This is a genomic window from Chryseobacterium sp. NG-CE01 (genome assembly GCF_055695505.1).
In genome coordinates this window covers 576,449-592,778 of record NZ_CM146369.1, presented here as the reverse complement: position 1 = coordinate 592,778, position 16,330 = coordinate 576,449, and the positions used below count along the sequence as shown (strand labels likewise).

The window sequence follows — 16,330 nt, the reverse complement described above, 5'->3', positions numbered from 1 at the left end:
TGAGTTGGTAATATAAATTTACTAAATAATTATCAGTTTCCAAGCTCAAGCTGATTTTTAACGAGTCTGTAATATTCACCACGCAAAGCAACGAGTTCCGCATGATTTCCTTCTTCTACCACCTTGCCTTTGTCCAGCACAATGATTTTATCGGCGTGTTTCACGGTAGAGAGTCTGTGAGCAATTACCACGGCTGTTTTTCCTTTAAAAAACTGCTCGAGATTTTCCATAATAATCTTTTCATTATTGGCATCAAGAGCAGAAGTAGCCTCGTCAAAGAAGATATATTCCGGAGACTTGTATACGGCCCGGGCAATGAATAGCCTTTGCTTTTGCCCGCCGCTTACGCCAAGCCCTTCATTTCCGATCTTGGTGTTATAGCTTAAAGGCAGCTCTTCAATAAAATCCTTTATATGAGCAATTTCTACTGCTTTTCTTAACTTTTTCTTATCAGGATAATCTTCACCCACGGCGATATTATTGGCGATCGTATCGTTAAAAACGTAACCTTCCTGCATTACTACTCCACAATGATCCCTCCAGAACCGGGGAGACACATTCTTCAGCTTGGTATTACCCAGCCTTATTTCACCCTCGTTCGGTTCATAAAATTTCATCAGAAGCTTCAGAAGTGTCGTTTTGCCGCTTCCACTGGCCCCTACAATGGCTGTTGTCTTCTTGTAGGGAATCGTTAAATTCATATGTTCAAAAACATAAGCCTCTGAACCGATATACCGGAATGAGAGATTATCAATCTCAATATCTTTCTGTGGCAGATCGTGGGTGTATTGTTCGTCTGCGTTTTCCTCGTCGTCTTTATCGTGAATTTCTCCCAGCCTTTCGAGAGAAATCTTGGCATCCTGAGATTGTTTGATAAAATCAATTAATTGCAATAAAGGGCTGTTAAGCTGCCCGATAATATACTGTACCGAAAGCATCATTCCCAGGGTAAGATTGCCGGTGAGGACAAGCTTGGCAGAGAGAAAACTTACCAGGATATCCTTCATCTGATTGATGAAATTTCCGCCTACGGACTGCCACTGCTCCAGGGATAGAGATTTTATCCTTATTTTAAACAGCTTTACCTGCAGAAACTCCCAGTCCCACCTTTTTTGCTTTTCGGCATTATGCATTTTAATCTCCTGCATACCGTTGATAAGTTCAATGACTTTGCTCTGCTCTTCCGAAACCTGGGAGAATCTTTTATAATCGAGCTCCTTTCTTTTACTAAGGAAAAAACTGATCCACCCGATATAAGCTGCCGCTCCCACCAGATATACGGCAAACAGCCTGTAATCGTAAAATAAAAGTACAATGCTGAAAATGATAAGGTTGACCAGTGAGAACAGAGTATTGAGCGAGGAACTCGTCAGCAGCTGCTCGATTCTGTGATGATCGTTGATTCTCTGCATGATGTCTCCCGTCATTCTCGTATCAAAAAAGCTGATCGGCAGCTTCATGAGCTTAATAAAAAAATCGGAGATGATGGAAATGTTTATTCTTGCGGAAAGGTGCAGCAAGATCCAGCTCCGGATCACCTCAATTCCCATTCTTCCGATAAAGAGCATGATCTGGGCAAGTAGGACCAGATAAATAAAATTCAGGTCCTGATTCTGGATTCCCACATCCACAATACTCTGGGTAAGGAAAGGGAAAATAAGTGACAGCAAGCTTCCTGCCGAAAGACCTATGGCCAGCTGGATAACAAGAGATTTATATTTTAAAAGATATTTTGAAAGGAAAGAAAAGCTTGCCTTGCTTTCTTTATCATCAAACTCGGTCTGGAAGAAAGCTGGGGTTGTTTCTACAATAAGAACAATACCTTCTTCGGTTTTTTCATTAGCGTTTTCACCGATCCAGAGCTTTATGAATTCTTCCCTTGAATAGGTAATCAGTCCGTAGCTCGGATCTGAGATATATACTTTGTTTTTTTTATCAATTTTGTAAACAACGACAAAGTGGTTCTTGTTCCAGTGCACAATGCAGGGGAGAGGTACTTCTTCAGCCAGAGTATTGAAGTCGATCTGTACGCCCATTGACCGGAATCCGAGATCTTCGGCAGCATCACTCAGCCCCAGAAGGCTGCTTCCTTCGCGGGTAGTCTCGGAAAGGTTACGGATCTGCTGTAAGGAAATGGTTTTGCCGTAGTATTTACTCACAATACGAAGGCAGGTAGGACCGCAGTCTTTGGAATCTGGCTGACGGTAAAAAGGAAAGGATTTCAATGATGTATTTTTTGTATTTCGGTTTTAATTTTTTCCTAATTTAGTGAATTTTATATTGCAAAAAATATTTTTATCAAATATCATCATCTTCCGTTAATTCATCGATAAAATAATAAATATCTTCACGGTCATATTTATCAGGGAACTGATAACCGTTAATGAGAATGATAGGTGTGAAATTCAGTCCTGCATTTCTATTCTCTGCCGACATGTTAATAACAGGGGAGAGGTCTTCATTACCTGAAGTAACATTCGCTTTCAGCCTTGTTTTAGTTTCATCTTTTGTTTCAAACCAATATTCAACAAGATTCAGGAAGTCACCAGAGGTCTTGTTTTTGTAGGTATATATGAAATCGGAAATGAGATCCGTAAATTTTTCATTTTGCTTATCCGGACTATAGTTAAATCTCATTTGGACCGAAATTCTATCCGGATATTTCTGAAGAAGGTTTTCTGCAATTTTATGGGCATCTTTACAAAATCCGCAGTAAGGATTTGAAATAATCGAAAGATGAATTTTTGCGTCTTTATTTCCTACAAGAAATGTTTGATTGTCTGTAAAAGTTATTTTTTCATTTTCCAGAAGCTCCCTTTTAAACAAATCATAATTTCTTTTGAATCTTAAGTTTTTCGCATTCGATTTCTGGAGACTTTCTTTTTCCTCAAGAGTAGTATTGAGGTAAAGAACAGAAAAAAGCAAAACACTCCATAAAGTAATACTCAATGCAGCCGTCTTTGCATCAAGAGAAACATTTTCGAAAAAAAAGATGCTTAGAATAAGTTGGAGCAGTAAGATAGAGATAATTAAAAGACAAACCCTGCAGAATGTTTTCTCTACAAATCCCTGAATGTATAAGGAATAACCTATAGCAATTAATGAGGCAAATGAAAAGCCTTTCACAACCAAAGAGGTCGCAGGTAAAAATAGTCCTAAAACAGTAATGCCTATGAAATATATCAATGAAAAATCAGAGAACTTTAATCCCCAAATACTTGTCTTATCCTGAGTTATAATTTTATTACAGGCATTGATGTTCTGTTTTTCTGCCGAATCACCACATATGCTGCCGATTATGGCAGATGTATTTCCAAATTTCTGATTAAAGATCTCAAGAGAAATATAGACGCCGGCCACTGAGAGAATATTGAACAGGGATTCATACCAAGTCAGCGTAAGAAGTGAATAGAGTAAGATGATGGAAAGAATAAGATATAGAAATGGCTTATAGCTGGTGAATGATTTACTTACTGTTGGATCTTTTTCAAAAAGCAGTACAAAATCAGTAGATTTTTCATGAAGCTCATCCTTGTTTATGGTCTTCGCTTTATCAGAATAAACTGAATATTGGCTTCCCGATTTTTTAACTAAAGAAAATGTATTGTCCACAATAGCAATAAATTCTTCCGGAAGCTCATCCCAATATTCTTTATCGAGCTCATATGCATCGTTTCTTACTCCCAGAAAATTCAGGGTATCGCTAAAAGCCAGTGCTGAAGGATAATTGGGGTGAGAGTTAAACTGAAACATAAACTCCTGTCTGTCAAGTTTAAGGTAATTTATAAGTTTGTCCAATGGCATATTAATATTTTTCAACTAAAATAAGGAGATGTTTGAAAATAACAAACATTTTTCTCATATTAACGTGATTTATACTTGTCTTGTTGTCTATTAATAATTTACGTAAATACGAATATTGGTAAATTCCTTCTTAGTTTATTGAGTACAAATTCATGTTAAAATACCAAAATATAAGTTTCTCCATCTATTGGATTGTTATATTTTTGAAGTGTTTCAGAAATGAAAGCGTTGGTAGATCTGTAATCTTCATCTTTTTTTCCGCTAGGTTGATAGTCAAAAGTATCTCCGTAAGAGTTTTTTAGGGAAAGTTTTTTAGAGGCAGGATCTTTAAGAAATTCAGAGATATAAAGTTGAAGTTTCTTCTTTTCTATTTTTTTATAATTTTCAAGATGTAGATTTTTTTCCTCTTTGATTTGTTTTAAGCCGATCATTTCAAAGGAATAATCTTGATCTTCGGAATGTATTTCTGTAATTAAGCCAGGAAGACCTTGGAACTTGTAAGGTCCTTTAGAAACTGAAATGTCTGGAGTAAATGTAGCAATCCATTTTCTGCCATCTAATTGTATTTTAGCTTGTTGAGTTTTGTAATTGTTATGAACTCCAACAGAGTTTGGAATTATCACCCAATTATTGATAGGTTTTTCGTGATAAAAAAACTGTAAATTATTAAAGCTTCCATAATATTTTATATGAGAAGTGTCTTGTAACACTATAAAATTGAGATATGTTTCATCGATTTTCAGGCTATCATTCATTTTTTTTGCAGGAATATACTCGCTATTTAATCCATTGACTTTCAAAAGTGAATATTCAGTCTTCATAAAGTGATCCTCTTTTTGTGGCCGGAATTTTACTCTGTAAGAAATCTCAATATTTTGAGACCAGGTTATTTGAAAAAGACAAAATGCTAGTACAAAAGTTAGTTTATTCATTGGTGCTGTATTTTTCAATTAAATCTTTATTCATTCCAAAATCATTGATAAGAATTTCTTTGTATAGTTTATATATTGGATTTTTCTTGTGCAGATTGAAAGAATAACTTTCTAATAATTTAGCTTGCTGACAGCTCTTAGGGAAGTATTTTATTGATGAATCGTATTCCGTACTTTTTACAATTGGATATGTTGGAAGTTTTACATCTTTATTATTGAGCTTTACTATGGTTTCTAAAATATTATATTTTAAGAAATCATCAATAGAATTACATGAGTATGATTCAATGTCTGCTTTTATGTATTTTGAAAAATAGTAATTAACTGCATTTCGGAAAAAAATAGACTTTTCACCTGTATTACCAACTAAAAAAAACCAGCCAAGCCATCGATATTTCAAGGCTTGTTTAAGATTTTTTTGTGCGTTCGAATCATCTTTTTCATCAAAAACACTTTTTAAATTGAGCTTATTAAGATGATTTATTAATACCAGTTCAGAAAAATTAATAAATGAGTTCAAATTACCTTTTTGAGAAAGCTCCACATATTTTTTTAAAGTGACCTGTAAATTTTCATTAATTCCTCTATAAATGTATTCATAATTTTTTTTCTTATCCCCATCAAACGAATATTTACCATCATTGAGAATTTCAATTTTTAAATGTTCTTTTGGTTCCAAGAAATTAATCAGATTTAAAATAATTTTATTTTCATCTGAAATAATAGTTTCGGATGAACCAATTATTTCAAGTTCTTTATTTTTTGTTACTTCATGCTTTACATTATTTTGAAAACAAAATATTCTCTCATTACTTTTGTTGATTATTACAATTTTTTGAGCATTAAAATTTAGAAATAAAACAAAGAGGATTATAGTAATCCCCTTTTGAAATAGACAATTTTTATTCATTGTTATTGATTAGTTTCTTCTTGTCCTTGTAGTGCTTTAATTCGTTTTCTATATTCTTTGCATCCAGAAAAACATGCAGCTGAGCTTTCTGCATGCCAGTGAAATTCTATACTGCTTCCTGCTCCACAAGTGCAATTGTTTTCTAAGCCTCCAGTAACTGTGCTTAATTTTTTTCTTGAAAGCTTCTTTAAATTTTTCATTATTTGATTTTTTAAAATTAAAAAAAATATTCTGCCGTACAAACCCCGGCATAGGGATTTTTCCGATCGGGTTTAATCTATACCTGCGCAGGTATAAATTAATTTTAAATAGCGCTATCAATATTGATGGTTCAAAACTATTAAAAAATATATCTCGGAGAGCAGACATATTTTGCGATTTTCTTGCGTTTTTATTGCAAATTTTGCGTTGAGTTTTCATAAATTTGGAGTAAAGCACGTTAGCAATTATTCAGAAAAATTAAGAACTTTACGAAAACAAAGAAAATCTCAGGAAGCTATGGCTAAAATATTGTCCACTGATATTTCAAGTTATTCCCGTAAAGAAAACGAGATAGAAACTTCATGATGATGAATGGGGAAAATTGGCAAAGGCAGTATATGCTTTGCAATGATAACTACTTGATGAATTACTATTTTTTGTTAATGAAATTATATAGTTCTTGTTCGGAAGATAAGCCAACATTATATTTTAAAATTTTATAGTTATTATCAATAAGAACTGTATATGGAATTGCACCATTTAATCTGAATTGCATCTGAATTTTTTCATAATTTAAATCTTTTTCATTTGTAATAAACTGCGCCCAATCCATTTTTTCTTCACTTAAAGCTTTTTTCCATTCATTATAGTCTTGATCAATTGAGATTGAAATAAATTCTAATGATTCATCTTTTTTCGGGTACATTTTTTTTAAAAGAGGGATCTCTTTTCTGCAGGGTCCACACCAACTTGCCCAAAATATAACTAAATGCTTTTTGTATTTTGAATTAAGAATCGCAGATTTCTTACCTTCAGTATTTTCTAGTAGTGGAAGAGAAGCATTTTTCTCTTGATATCTTTTTTTGTTATAATCAGATAAATTTTTAAAAGTTTTACTTTGTGTAATTTCGTCTTTGAAAAGTTTTAAAAACTCATTGATCTGTTCAGGAGAAAAGGTATTCTTATTTTCAGCTATTTTATATAATAGATGATAAGAATAGGGATATTTTTTTATTTTATTTTCAATAATATTGACTTTTTTTTCTGTTGCTTGCCCGATATTTTCAAACAAATCACAATCTATATTGTAAAAGGCTCGTGTCTGTTTTCCTGCAATGAGTCTAGGACTTGTAACAATTTTATATTTTTCCGAAAATTCAAAATCTTTTAACGGAAAATCATTAATACGTCCGTTTATATAAATAATTGAGTCTGAAAAAAAATATTGAGGATTACATGCAGAACCTTTAAATTTAGCATTTGCAGGAAAACTAAATGCTCTCGTAACCTTTTTTTTATCTATATGATCCAAACCTAAATATGCAGGTTCATCATTTTCTTTCCATTGGTGAACCAAATTAAACTTTCCATTTTTAGTAGATGTGCTGTCGATTCTATTTTCAGGAATATCCTTATAGAGATATAAAATACCATCGGGTAAATTAGGTATTTCACCTTTTATAATAATTCTGTGTCTTTCCTGAAAACAGGATGTTGCACAGAAATAAATAAATAAAATAATTATGTAGTATGATTTCATTATTTATATTTTAAAGGGGCTGTCTCAAATATTATCTGACAAATTTTAAAGTCTAAAAGATTCTTAGATCATTAGTTTATTTTCTGAGACAGCCTCCTTTGATTAGCAACGTGATTGTCCGCCATTTGAACTTAATGGAACTTGACCCAATCCAGTTTCGCAATAGCTAGATGTTGAAGGAATAGAAACATCTCCTACTTGAGTAAAAGAAACTACCTTTTTGCAAACACCTGTTCTTGGGACCCATGCTCCATTACTTCCCTGCACATATAAAACGCAAGATTGTCCTCCTTTTACATCTTTCAATTCTTTTCTCGAAAGTTTTTTCAAATTTTTCATTATTTGATCTTTAAAATTAAAAAAATATTCTGCCGTACAAACCCCGACATTGGGTTTTTTGCTTTTTGGTTTTAATCTATACCTGCGTAATTATAAATTGATTTTAAATAGCGCTATCAATATTGATGGTTCAAAACTATTAAAAAATATATCTCGGAGAGCAGACATATTTTGCAATTTTCTTGCGTTTTTATTGCAAATTTTGCGTTGCGTTTTCATACATTTGCAATAAAGCACATTAGAATGATTCAGGAAAAATTAAAAAATATAAGAAAACAGAAAAACATGTCTCAGGAAAAAATGGCAAAAATATTATCCACTGACACTTCCAGTTATTCCCGTAAGGAAAGCGGAAAATCGAAAATTCATGATGATGAATGGGAAAAGCTTGCAAAAGCTTTGGAGGTTTCTGTTGAAGATATTAAAGAATCAGAGTTTTCCGGAATTGTCCATAATGATAATTCAACTTTCAACGATAATTCAGGGAATTATTATAATCAGAACTTTAATATACCCAACTCTATAATAGATAATTTACAGGACTATATAAAACTTTTAAAAGAGCAGAATGAATTCTTAAAGAAAGAACTTGAAAATTTAAAGAAATGAAAAGCATCCTTAGTGGATGTTTTTTTGTGTCTGGAATTTATTTAATCACTGAGGATTGGTATCAGCTTTACTATCAGGTAAATAAATATTATTTCTAAAAAATAATGTTGGATATAATCACCTTTTAATGAGTAATAATAACAACTTTGAAGGAGAAACCGAGATTATCAGAAATGTTAACATAAATTTAAAATCTTTAATTCTCCTAAATTTGTGAAAAAAAATATGAAAATATTTTTTTATTTATAAAATATATTGTAATTTTACAACGCCTTGAATGAGGGAACAAGTCAAGGTAATAAATTTTTTTTCATCATTTGTGTTTTTAGAATCGTATCGCCTGATACGATTCTTTTGTTTATTATCCCTTTTCGTAATTCAGAAGGAGATTGATGAAGTAAGAATACGTCACAGATCCTTCCTGCTGATTAGATTTCAGAAAAAGATTATTCGTAAAACCGAAAAAATCATCGAGTAAACCCTGATGCTTTAAGATAAAAGCCTTTTCGTATGCCCTGTCTCTTTTCATTTCAGGAGAATAGTTTTTGAGTACAGATTTTACAAATGCAGGATCTTTATCGACGATATAATTCAACAGACTTTTCAGGGTAAAATATTCTGTACTGTAGCGGAGTTCTGTATTGTTGGAATTTATACCGATAAGGTAGCCTATAAAATTAGCTTCCTGTTCTCTTGCAAAGCCAAGCTGATGAGAGCTTTCATGAGCCGAGGTAAAAGGAATTAATGTGTTTGGCAATTGGGAATTGAATTGCGCTTCGGCAGTAAAGGGATTATAATACCCCAGAATACCGGTAAAACTCATGATGTTTCTAAAAAGACTGGGCTTAAAAGAATTAATTTCAGAAGCTCTTTTACCAGAAATATTTTCAGGAAGCATTTTTTGCCTGTTGAGAATTTCTGTTTGTAAGACATTCAGATCTTTAATAATGAAAATTCCGTTGGCATCTTCCTGGGCCAGTTTCCGGGTTTCTTTACATCTTTTGAGATATTTTAGCGCTAAGATTTTAGCCTTTTCTACGGTAGGCTCTTCCTGAGAGGAAAGTTTTTTAATAATCGGAGTCTGGAAGTAGAGCATTCCCCAGAATATCTGATACAGAAAATAAAGAACATTGAAGCAGGCAAGAATTTTTAATAATGAACTTTTCCTTCTCTTTTTACTGAAGCATCCGGCAATATGGTAAATAAGAAATATTCCCAGAGAAACATACAGCAGATCCCCGAAAGAAAACGGGAACCATGAAAACGCCAGCTGATGAAATCTCTTCTGACTTTCAAAAAAACGTTCAAAAAAGGAAATCATTAGAGAAGATTTCGAGAATGTATAAAACAAAACAAATTGGGCAAGTAATAAACCTGCCCAAAATCTTTTTTTATGTAGTATTGTTGATATTTTAGTGACCACTTCCTTTTGTGATTTTGTCAAGATCAATTCCCTGAGATTTCAGGATTCCGCTTACTCTTATTGCATAAAAAGCAAGATATGCAAAACAGATTACTCCCACAATATAGCTGAAGTGGATATTCGTAAGATCTGCCACGTATCCCTGGATAAGACTTACAATTCCGCCTCCCATAATCATCATGATCAAAAGTCCGGAACCTTCGTTGGTGTGTTTTCCAAGACCGTTAATTGCTAAAGCAAAAATACATGGCCAAAGCGTAGAGCAGAATAAACCTACACTCGTAAAAGCATATACAGAAACCATTCCTTCAGTGAACATTCCTATTAATAAAGCTGCAATACCTGCAATGGAGAAAATCAGAAGCATTCTGGCAGGGTTACCTTTACTCATAATGTCACAAATGATCATAGCGATAATGATTAATCCATACACATAGAAATGAGACAGGTCATGTTTTGCAATGGCATTTACCAGTAAGAAAACTCCGAATGCAAGATAAGGTGCCAAAAACCTTAATATTTTTTTAGCTCCTGCGCTTACGTCGAATGCTTCTACAGCGCCGGTCCAACGTCCGATCATCAGTGATGCCCAATATAGAGAAATATAAGGTGCGATATCTTTGGTCTCAAAACCTAAACTTTTTTCCATATAAGCAGGCAGATTACTTGCCGTAGAAACTTCCACTCCCACATATACAAAAATGGCAATCATCCCCATAAAAAGCTGAGGATACTGAAAAGCCGACTTTCGGTGTTCTCCAGGAACGATATCATCCGTATCTTCAGTAATGGTAGGTGTAATAGCCGGAAGGGAAGAAAATTTAAGCATTACCGCTACCAGAACAAAAGCTGCTCCCAAAATCAGGTAAGGAACTTTTACACTTTCAACACTTACGTCCTGGGTCGCTGCTGCAGCCGAACCAAAAATAGCGAAAGACACAATAAGCGGTCCTATGGTTGTTCCCAGGTTATTAATTCCTCCTGCCATTGTAAGTCGCTGGGAACCTGTTTCTGCAGGTCCTACCTCAATAGCTAAGGGATTGGCTACAATCTGTTGTAGTGAAAATCCAAGTCCTACAATAAAAAGACCTGAGATCATCAACGGGAAAGAATGGAGATTAGCTGCAGGATAGAACAGAAGAGTTCCTGCTGCAGAAATCAGAAGCCCCACAATGAGACCGTTTTTATAACCGATTTTGTTGACCAAATCCTGTTTTATACCTTTGGAAACAGCCATATAAATCAAAGAACCTACTGTATATGCAACATAGAAGCATATCTGCACCAGCATACTTTCGGTCTGTGATAATTGAAAAGCTTTTTGGAAAACCGGGATCAAAATGTCATTACTTGCCGCCACAAATCCCCAGAAGAAAAACACAGTAACCAATGGGATGAATTGTCCCCAATTGGTTTGTTTAGAATAATTTGACATATTTGTTGAAAATTTCTGAAAACAAATATATATTATTTCTTTTAATTATAGTGTTTCAGCAATACTTTTTTTATTGTCTCAAAAGAAGACATTTTAAGCTCCTTAGGAGGAGCCGAAGGGTATAAAATCCCGTTGAAATAAACTTTGGCTTTTCCGGGATAACCTTTTGAATTGTCAAACGGAAAAATTTCCTTTAATCCTATAAATGTATAGATTACAATCGGTGAATTATGTTTTGATGAAAGGGTAAAAGCACCGTCTTTAAATTCATCCAGAATGATAGATGTGTCATCCGGAACACCGCCTTCGGGAAATATCACGATACTGTTTCCCTCTTCCATTTTTTCGGCACATCGTCGGTAAACATCGGCTCGGCTTCTGGCGCTTCCGCGGTCTACCATCACACATATTCTTTTGTAGATGGTTCCGAAAATCGGGATTTTTACCAGCTCTTTTTTACCGACGAAACAAATGGGATGATCTGCACACAAAATACACATCAGCATAATATCCATAATAGACGTATGGTTGGAGATAAAAACGTACTGTTGATTTTTATCCAGTGTCTCCCCCGAAAGTTTCGTCAGCTCGTAACGGAGTCCCATCCCGTAAAAGATGCAGTAGCTCCAGTACCTTACGAAGCGATATGCATATTTATAATGCTTTTTGTTAAAAGATAAAAGATAAACGGGAAGCCCGAAAATCAGGGTAAAAACAAAGGCCAATATCAGCAGCCACGCCCTCCAGAGATAGTTTAAAATTTTGCTCATCTTCTATCCGTTAAAAATTATTTTTTTCTTGATAGAATAATTAAGTACGGAAACCAGAAGGATTGCAGCAATCTTGCTGATAATCTCAGGACTTAAAGAATAAATAATAAGATCAAACGTATCTTTAAAAACATAGCTGTAGAAAATCTGGAAGAAACCAAGACTTAACAATGTTGAAATAAAAGAAACCAGCATGAAGTAGGCGAATTCTTTCCTCTTAGAATGTTTTCCTCTCTCAAAAACAAACCAAATGCTCAGAAAATAATTGGTAATAATCCCGCAGCTGGTCGAGAAAATATTACTCAATGGATAATGAATCCCATGAAAATTAATTTCGCGGGGAAAGAAATGCGGTATTGCCGTACTGAAAACTTTAAAACTTCCGATTTCAACAACAGCACTCAGCCCTCCTGCAATAATAAAGAATAAAACCTGTTTCTGCCGTAATAGTAAATCTCTCATCCCGATGATATAATGTGCAAATTTATAACTATATGTTAAACACTGAAAAAAGATGTTAAAAATTTTTTTAGATACAAAATAATTTCTAATTTTAGTTTTCCGGAAGGATGTAGGCTTCACCTGATAATAAATTCATTTTCAACGATTTGTGTTGATGGTTTTTTCTATCTTGTAATATGATTCAATCATACGATTCAAAAAATTTTCACGACCACATTTAATAATATTTGTATGAAACATCAAAACAAATACAGGAAATTCCAGCTTCAGCAGAAAAATATTGAAGCGTTAGAACGGGAAAATTCGCGGTTCAAACGCGTCTATTCTGAGTATGAAAATATGTCTGAAGAGCTCTGGAATATTGAAAATTCCAAAAATGAGCCTATCCCCGATGATTTTATCAACGCCATGATCCTTCAGACCTCTTATCTTGAGGATGAGATCGAAGACTGGCTGGTGCAGTTTAATGATAAAAATGCGGAAATAAAACAATAATGATGCATTACAAAAGAACGAATTAAAGAGAGCTGAGCAGAATTTTGTCCGGCTCTTTTTATTATTTTAGTATACCTTAAGATTTACAAATAACACATATGTCATGTCAATTATCCCGCTTCTTACAAGATAAATTCATAATTTAGCATCCTTAAACTAAAATGGAAAAATATGGTTGCTATTGTTGATAGTGGTTCTACAAAATCAGATTGGGTCATTCTGGACGATTTCAAAAACGTCTTTCTGAAAGCAGAAACCATTGGCTTCAACCCGAATTTTATCAGCAAAGAGCTTATTGTTCCCGAAATTGAAAAAAATACAAGCTTAAATTCCGTTAAAAATTCCATTACCAAAATCTACTTTTACGGATCAGGATGTGGTGTTCAGCAAAACTGTGATATCATTATCCAGGAATTAGGGAAAGTTTTTACCAATGCGGAAATTATTGTTAAAGAAGATCTCACGGCAGCAGCCTATGCAGCTTACAGAGGAACGCCTGCGATTGTATGCATCCTTGGTACAGGCTCCAACTCGTGCTATTTTGATGGTAAAAACATAAAAATACAATTACCTTCGTTAGGTTTTCTGGTAGGAGACGAAGGAAGCGGAAGCGCGATTGGCAAACAGCTTGTCAGAAGATTCTTTATGCAGAAGCTTCCCGATGATCTTTCATCCGAATTTGAACAAACGTATAAGCTTACCGTAGATGAGGTGTTGAAGAACATGTACCACAGCACACGCCCCAACGCGTTTCTGGCAGATTTCAACAAATTTGTGGTAGAAAGAAAAGAACATCCGTACTTACGCAAAATGGTATACGATGAAATGCTTAACTTCTTCGACTACCAGGTTCTTCCATATAAAGAATCAAAAGATGCCGAAATTAATTTCATCGGCTCTATTGCCTATTACTATGAAGATATTCTGCGTGCAGCCGCAGCAGAACTCAACGTAAATGTGGGACAGATCGTACAGAAGCCTATAGAAAGTCTTGTCGATTACCACATTCAATATATTTTATAATTTAAAAACAAAATTCATCATATGTCAAGTAAAACCCAGCGCGACGAAAAGAACTTTAATCAGGCCGCTTTAGATTATCATAAAGCCGAACCTAAAGGAAAAATCGAAGTGATTCCTTCAAAACCGCACTCCTCACAGAGAGATCTGTCATTAGCGTATTCGCCGGGTGTTGCAGTGCCTTGTATGGAAATTCACGATAAGCCGGAAACCGTTTACGACTACACAGGAAAAGGAAACTTGGTAGCTGTTATTTCCAATGGGACAGCGGTTCTGGGATTGGGCGATATCGGTGCAGAGGCGTCAAAGCCCGTAATGGAAGGAAAAGGTCTTTTGTTCAAAATTTTTGCAGATATCAATGTATTTGATATAGAGATCAATGAAAAAGATCCCGATAAGTTTATCGAAATCGTGAAAGGGATTGCTCCTACTTTTGGAGGGATCAACCTTGAAGATATTAAAGCTCCGGAAGCATTTTATATCGAACAGCGATTGAAAGAAGAACTGGATATTCCTTTAATGCACGATGACCAGCACGGAACAGCCATTATTTCTGCTGCTGCCCTTATTAACTCGCTAAAAATTGCCAACAAAAAAATTGAAGATATCAAAATGGTGGTAAACGGAGCCGGAGCGGCTGCGATTGCATGTACCAATTTATATATTTCTTTAGGTCTGAAGAGAGAAAATGTCCTGATGTGCGATAGTAAAGGCGTAATCAATCATAAAAGAGAAAACCTTACTCCGGAAAAATTAGACTTCATTGCCCAGACAGATATTGATACATTGGAAGATGCCCTGAAAGGTGCTGATGTTTTCGTAGGTCTTTCAAAAGGAAATGTGATGACTCCGGAAATGCTTTTAAGCATGAATGAAAATCCGATTGTATTTGCTTTGGCCAATCCGGATCCTGAAATCGCTTATGATCTCGCGATCGAAACCCGTAAAGATGTTATCATGGCAACAGGAAGAAGTGATTTTCCTAATCAGGTAAATAATGTTCTTGGATTCCCTTACATTTTCCGTGGCGCGTTGGATGTACAGGCAAAAACAATCAATGAATCGATGAAGCTTGCTGCCGTTCACGCTATCGCCGATCTTGCCAAAGAGCCGGTTCCTGAAGCCGTGATTCTTGCGTATAACCTTCATAACCTTCATTTCGGAAGAGAGTATTTTATTCCGAAACCGTTTGATAACCGACTGATTACAAAAGTATCGAGTGCTGTTGCCAAAGCTGCTGTGGAAAGTGGGGTAGCAAGAAAAACCATCACCGATTTCGATGAGTATGAAAACAGCCTTCTCGACAGGATGGGGAGAGATGAAAAGCTGGTAAGAATGATGCAGAACAGGGCAAAAGCAAATCCTAAAAGAATTACTTTGGGAAATGCTGAAGAATATAATGTATTAAAAGCTGCACAGATTCTTTATGAGGAAGGTATTGCTTATCCGATCCTTTTAGGAAGCAAAAAATACATCAAAGAACAGATGGAGCGTTTCGGAATTGATCTTGATGTTCCGATCATCGATCCAAGTGACGACGACCAGAAAGAAAACAGAAAAAGATACAGGGAAACACTTTGGAAGCTCCGCCAGAGAAAAGGGATGAATGAGTATAAAGCCAAAAGATTCGTTCGTCAGAGAGATTATTTTGGTCCGTTAATGCTGAAGCATGGTGATACCGACGGATTAATCGTAGGGTTCTCGAAAAATTATGCTTCCACATTACGACCGGTATTAGAAGTGATCGAAAAAGACAAAGGAGTAGATAAAGTAGCGGCTATGATGATGATTTTGTCTGAAAAAAAACCGATTTTTTTCGCAGATACTTCCATCAACAAAAATCCTTCAGCCGAAGATCTTGTAAATATCGCTAAAATGGCGGAGTTAACAGTAAAATCTTTTGCTATAGAACCGAGAGTTGCCATGCTTGGGTTTGAAAACTTCGCTGCGATTTCTGAAACGTCTAAAAAAGTGGCAAAAGCGGTAAGCATTCTCCACGAAAAGTATCCTAAAATGATCGTAGACGGCGAAATACAGCCGGATTTCGCAATGGATTCTGATCACCTGAGTGATTATCCATTCTCAAAACTGGGAACTACACCAGCCAATACATTCATTTTCCCAAATCTTGAAAGTGCCAATCTTTCCTATAAGATTATCAGAGGAATGAAGGTTGCGCAGGTAATAGGCCCGATTCTGATGGGACTCAAGCAACCGGTGCATGTACTTCAGATGCGTTCCAGCGTAGATGAAATTGTAAATCTTGCTACGATCGCTGTTTTGGATGCGCAGAGAAGAGAGAAAAAAGATAAGAACTAGTATGTACAGATAAATACTGAAAGAGGCTGTCTCAAAAGGCAGTCTCTTTTGTTTTTTTTATTTAGTTTTGA

General features: G+C 35.1%; 15 protein-coding genes. 4 read left to right on the top strand and 11 right to left on the bottom strand.

All coding sequences use genetic code 11. The features are described 5' to 3' along the window. Window positions 1–32: 32 nt before the first annotated feature. From ACYT6F_RS02845 to ACYT6F_RS02815, 7 genes are all read right to left on the bottom strand, one after another. Window positions 33–2,225, bottom strand: coding sequence for a peptidase domain-containing ABC transporter (locus tag ACYT6F_RS02845; RefSeq protein ID WP_472599798.1), 2,193 nt, complete (start codon window positions 2,223–2,225; stop codon window positions 33–35). Window positions 2,226–2,298: 73 nt separating this feature from the next. Next, complete coding sequence (locus tag ACYT6F_RS02840) at window positions 2,299–3,804, bottom strand: vitamin K epoxide reductase family protein (RefSeq protein WP_472599797.1); 1,506 nt, start codon at window positions 3,802–3,804, stop codon at window positions 2,299–2,301. Between the two features lie 155 nt (window positions 3,805–3,959). Beyond that, window positions 3,960–4,736, bottom strand: a complete 777-nt coding sequence (locus tag ACYT6F_RS02835) for a GLPGLI family protein (protein ID WP_472599796.1) — start codon at window positions 4,734–4,736, stop codon at window positions 3,960–3,962. Next, the gene (locus ACYT6F_RS02830) at window positions 4,729–5,646 is read right to left on the bottom strand and encodes a hypothetical protein (RefSeq protein ID WP_472599795.1); all 918 of its coding nucleotides are present in this window, start codon (window positions 5,644–5,646) and stop codon (window positions 4,729–4,731) included. The genes ACYT6F_RS02835 and ACYT6F_RS02830 overlap by 8 nt, the downstream gene beginning before the upstream one ends. Before the next feature lie 2 nt (window positions 5,647–5,648). Further along, a complete protein-coding gene (locus tag ACYT6F_RS02825) occupies window positions 5,649–5,846 on the bottom strand; it encodes a bacteriocin-like protein (protein ID WP_472599794.1) in 198 nt (65 codons plus the stop codon). A gap of 431 nt (window positions 5,847–6,277) precedes the next feature. Continuing rightward, window positions 6,278–7,387, bottom strand: coding sequence for a thioredoxin-like domain-containing protein (locus tag ACYT6F_RS02820; protein WP_472599793.1), 1,110 nt, complete (start codon window positions 7,385–7,387; stop codon window positions 6,278–6,280). A 102-nt stretch (window positions 7,388–7,489) separates the two neighbouring features. Continuing rightward, window positions 7,490–7,726 carry a bacteriocin-like protein gene (locus ACYT6F_RS02815; RefSeq protein ID WP_472599792.1) on the bottom strand — a complete coding sequence of 79 codons (237 nt, stop codon included), beginning with the start codon at window positions 7,724–7,726 and terminating at the stop codon, window positions 7,490–7,492. Between the two features lie 300 nt (window positions 7,727–8,026). Here ACYT6F_RS02815 and ACYT6F_RS02810 point away from each other — a divergent pair, with 300 nt between their 5' ends. Beyond that, window positions 8,027–8,335 carry a helix-turn-helix domain-containing protein gene (locus ACYT6F_RS02810; RefSeq protein WP_472599791.1) on the top strand — a complete coding sequence of 103 codons (309 nt, stop codon included), beginning with the start codon at window positions 8,027–8,029 and terminating at the stop codon, window positions 8,333–8,335. 361 nt (window positions 8,336–8,696) lie between these two features. Here ACYT6F_RS02810 and ACYT6F_RS02805 read toward each other — a convergent pair whose 3' ends face one another. The 4 genes from ACYT6F_RS02805 to ACYT6F_RS02790 form a co-directional block, all read right to left on the bottom strand. After that, the gene (locus ACYT6F_RS02805) at window positions 8,697–9,656 is read right to left on the bottom strand and encodes a DUF3810 domain-containing protein (protein WP_472599790.1); all 960 of its coding nucleotides are present in this window, start codon (window positions 9,654–9,656) and stop codon (window positions 8,697–8,699) included. A 91-nt stretch (window positions 9,657–9,747) separates the two neighbouring features. Continuing rightward, a complete protein-coding gene (locus ACYT6F_RS02800; protein ID WP_472599789.1) occupies window positions 9,748–11,193 on the bottom strand; it encodes a sugar MFS transporter in 1,446 nt (481 codons plus the stop codon). Window positions 11,194–11,234: 41 nt separating this feature from the next. Continuing rightward, the gene (locus tag ACYT6F_RS02795; protein WP_472599788.1) at window positions 11,235–11,963 is read right to left on the bottom strand and encodes a lysophospholipid acyltransferase family protein; all 729 of its coding nucleotides are present in this window, start codon (window positions 11,961–11,963) and stop codon (window positions 11,235–11,237) included. A 3-nt stretch (window positions 11,964–11,966) separates the two neighbouring features. Then, window positions 11,967–12,425, bottom strand: coding sequence for a GtrA family protein (locus tag ACYT6F_RS02790; protein WP_472599786.1), 459 nt, complete (start codon window positions 12,423–12,425; stop codon window positions 11,967–11,969). Window positions 12,426–12,656: 231 nt separating this feature from the next. On the opposite strand from ACYT6F_RS02790, the gene ACYT6F_RS02785 reads away from it, so the two are divergent. From ACYT6F_RS02785 to ACYT6F_RS02775, 3 genes are all read left to right on the top strand, one after another. Continuing rightward, a complete protein-coding gene (locus ACYT6F_RS02785) occupies window positions 12,657–12,920 on the top strand; it encodes a hypothetical protein (RefSeq protein ID WP_169231175.1) in 264 nt (87 codons plus the stop codon). Window positions 12,921–13,091: 171 nt separating this feature from the next. Beyond that, entirely contained in the window at window positions 13,092–13,943 is an 852-nt protein-coding gene (locus tag ACYT6F_RS02780; RefSeq protein ID WP_472599785.1) for an ATPase, read from the top strand. 21 nt (window positions 13,944–13,964) lie between these two features. Further along, window positions 13,965–16,259, top strand: a complete 2,295-nt coding sequence (locus tag ACYT6F_RS02775; protein WP_472599784.1) for an NADP-dependent malic enzyme — start codon at window positions 13,965–13,967, stop codon at window positions 16,257–16,259. Window positions 16,260–16,330: the final 71 nt, after the last annotated feature.

Coding starts and splice junctions, on each gene's coding strand:
- ACYT6F_RS02840 (WP_472599797.1), bottom strand. CDS start 3,804: ATGCCATTGGACAAACTTATAAATTACCTTAAACTTGACAGACAGGAG.
- ACYT6F_RS02810 (WP_472599791.1), top strand. CDS start 8,027: ATGGCAAAAATATTATCCACTGACACTTCCAGTTATTCCCGTAAGGAA.
- ACYT6F_RS02775 (WP_472599784.1), top strand. CDS start 13,965: ATGTCAAGTAAAACCCAGCGCGACGAAAAGAACTTTAATCAGGCCGCT.
- ACYT6F_RS02835 (WP_472599796.1), bottom strand. CDS start 4,736: ATGAATAAACTAACTTTTGTACTAGCATTTTGTCTTTTTCAAATAACC.
- ACYT6F_RS02785 (WP_169231175.1), top strand. CDS start 12,657: ATGAAACATCAAAACAAATACAGGAAATTCCAGCTTCAGCAGAAAAAT.
- ACYT6F_RS02800 (WP_472599789.1), bottom strand. CDS start 11,193: ATGTCAAATTATTCTAAACAAACCAATTGGGGACAATTCATCCCATTG.
- ACYT6F_RS02780 (WP_472599785.1), top strand. CDS start 13,092: ATGGTTGCTATTGTTGATAGTGGTTCTACAAAATCAGATTGGGTCATT.
- ACYT6F_RS02830 (WP_472599795.1), bottom strand. CDS start 5,646: ATGAATAAAAATTGTCTATTTCAAAAGGGGATTACTATAATCCTCTTT.
- ACYT6F_RS02805 (WP_472599790.1), bottom strand. CDS start 9,656: ATGATTTCCTTTTTTGAACGTTTTTTTGAAAGTCAGAAGAGATTTCAT.
- ACYT6F_RS02795 (WP_472599788.1), bottom strand. CDS start 11,963: ATGAGCAAAATTTTAAACTATCTCTGGAGGGCGTGGCTGCTGATATTG.
- ACYT6F_RS02825 (WP_472599794.1), bottom strand. CDS start 5,846: ATGAAAAATTTAAAGAAGCTTTCAAGAAAAAAATTAAGCACAGTTACT.
- ACYT6F_RS02790 (WP_472599786.1), bottom strand. CDS start 12,425: ATGAGAGATTTACTATTACGGCAGAAACAGGTTTTATTCTTTATTATT.
- ACYT6F_RS02815 (WP_472599792.1), bottom strand. CDS start 7,726: ATGAAAAATTTGAAAAAACTTTCGAGAAAAGAATTGAAAGATGTAAAA.
- ACYT6F_RS02820 (WP_472599793.1), bottom strand. CDS start 7,387: ATGAAATCATACTACATAATTATTTTATTTATTTATTTCTGTGCAACA.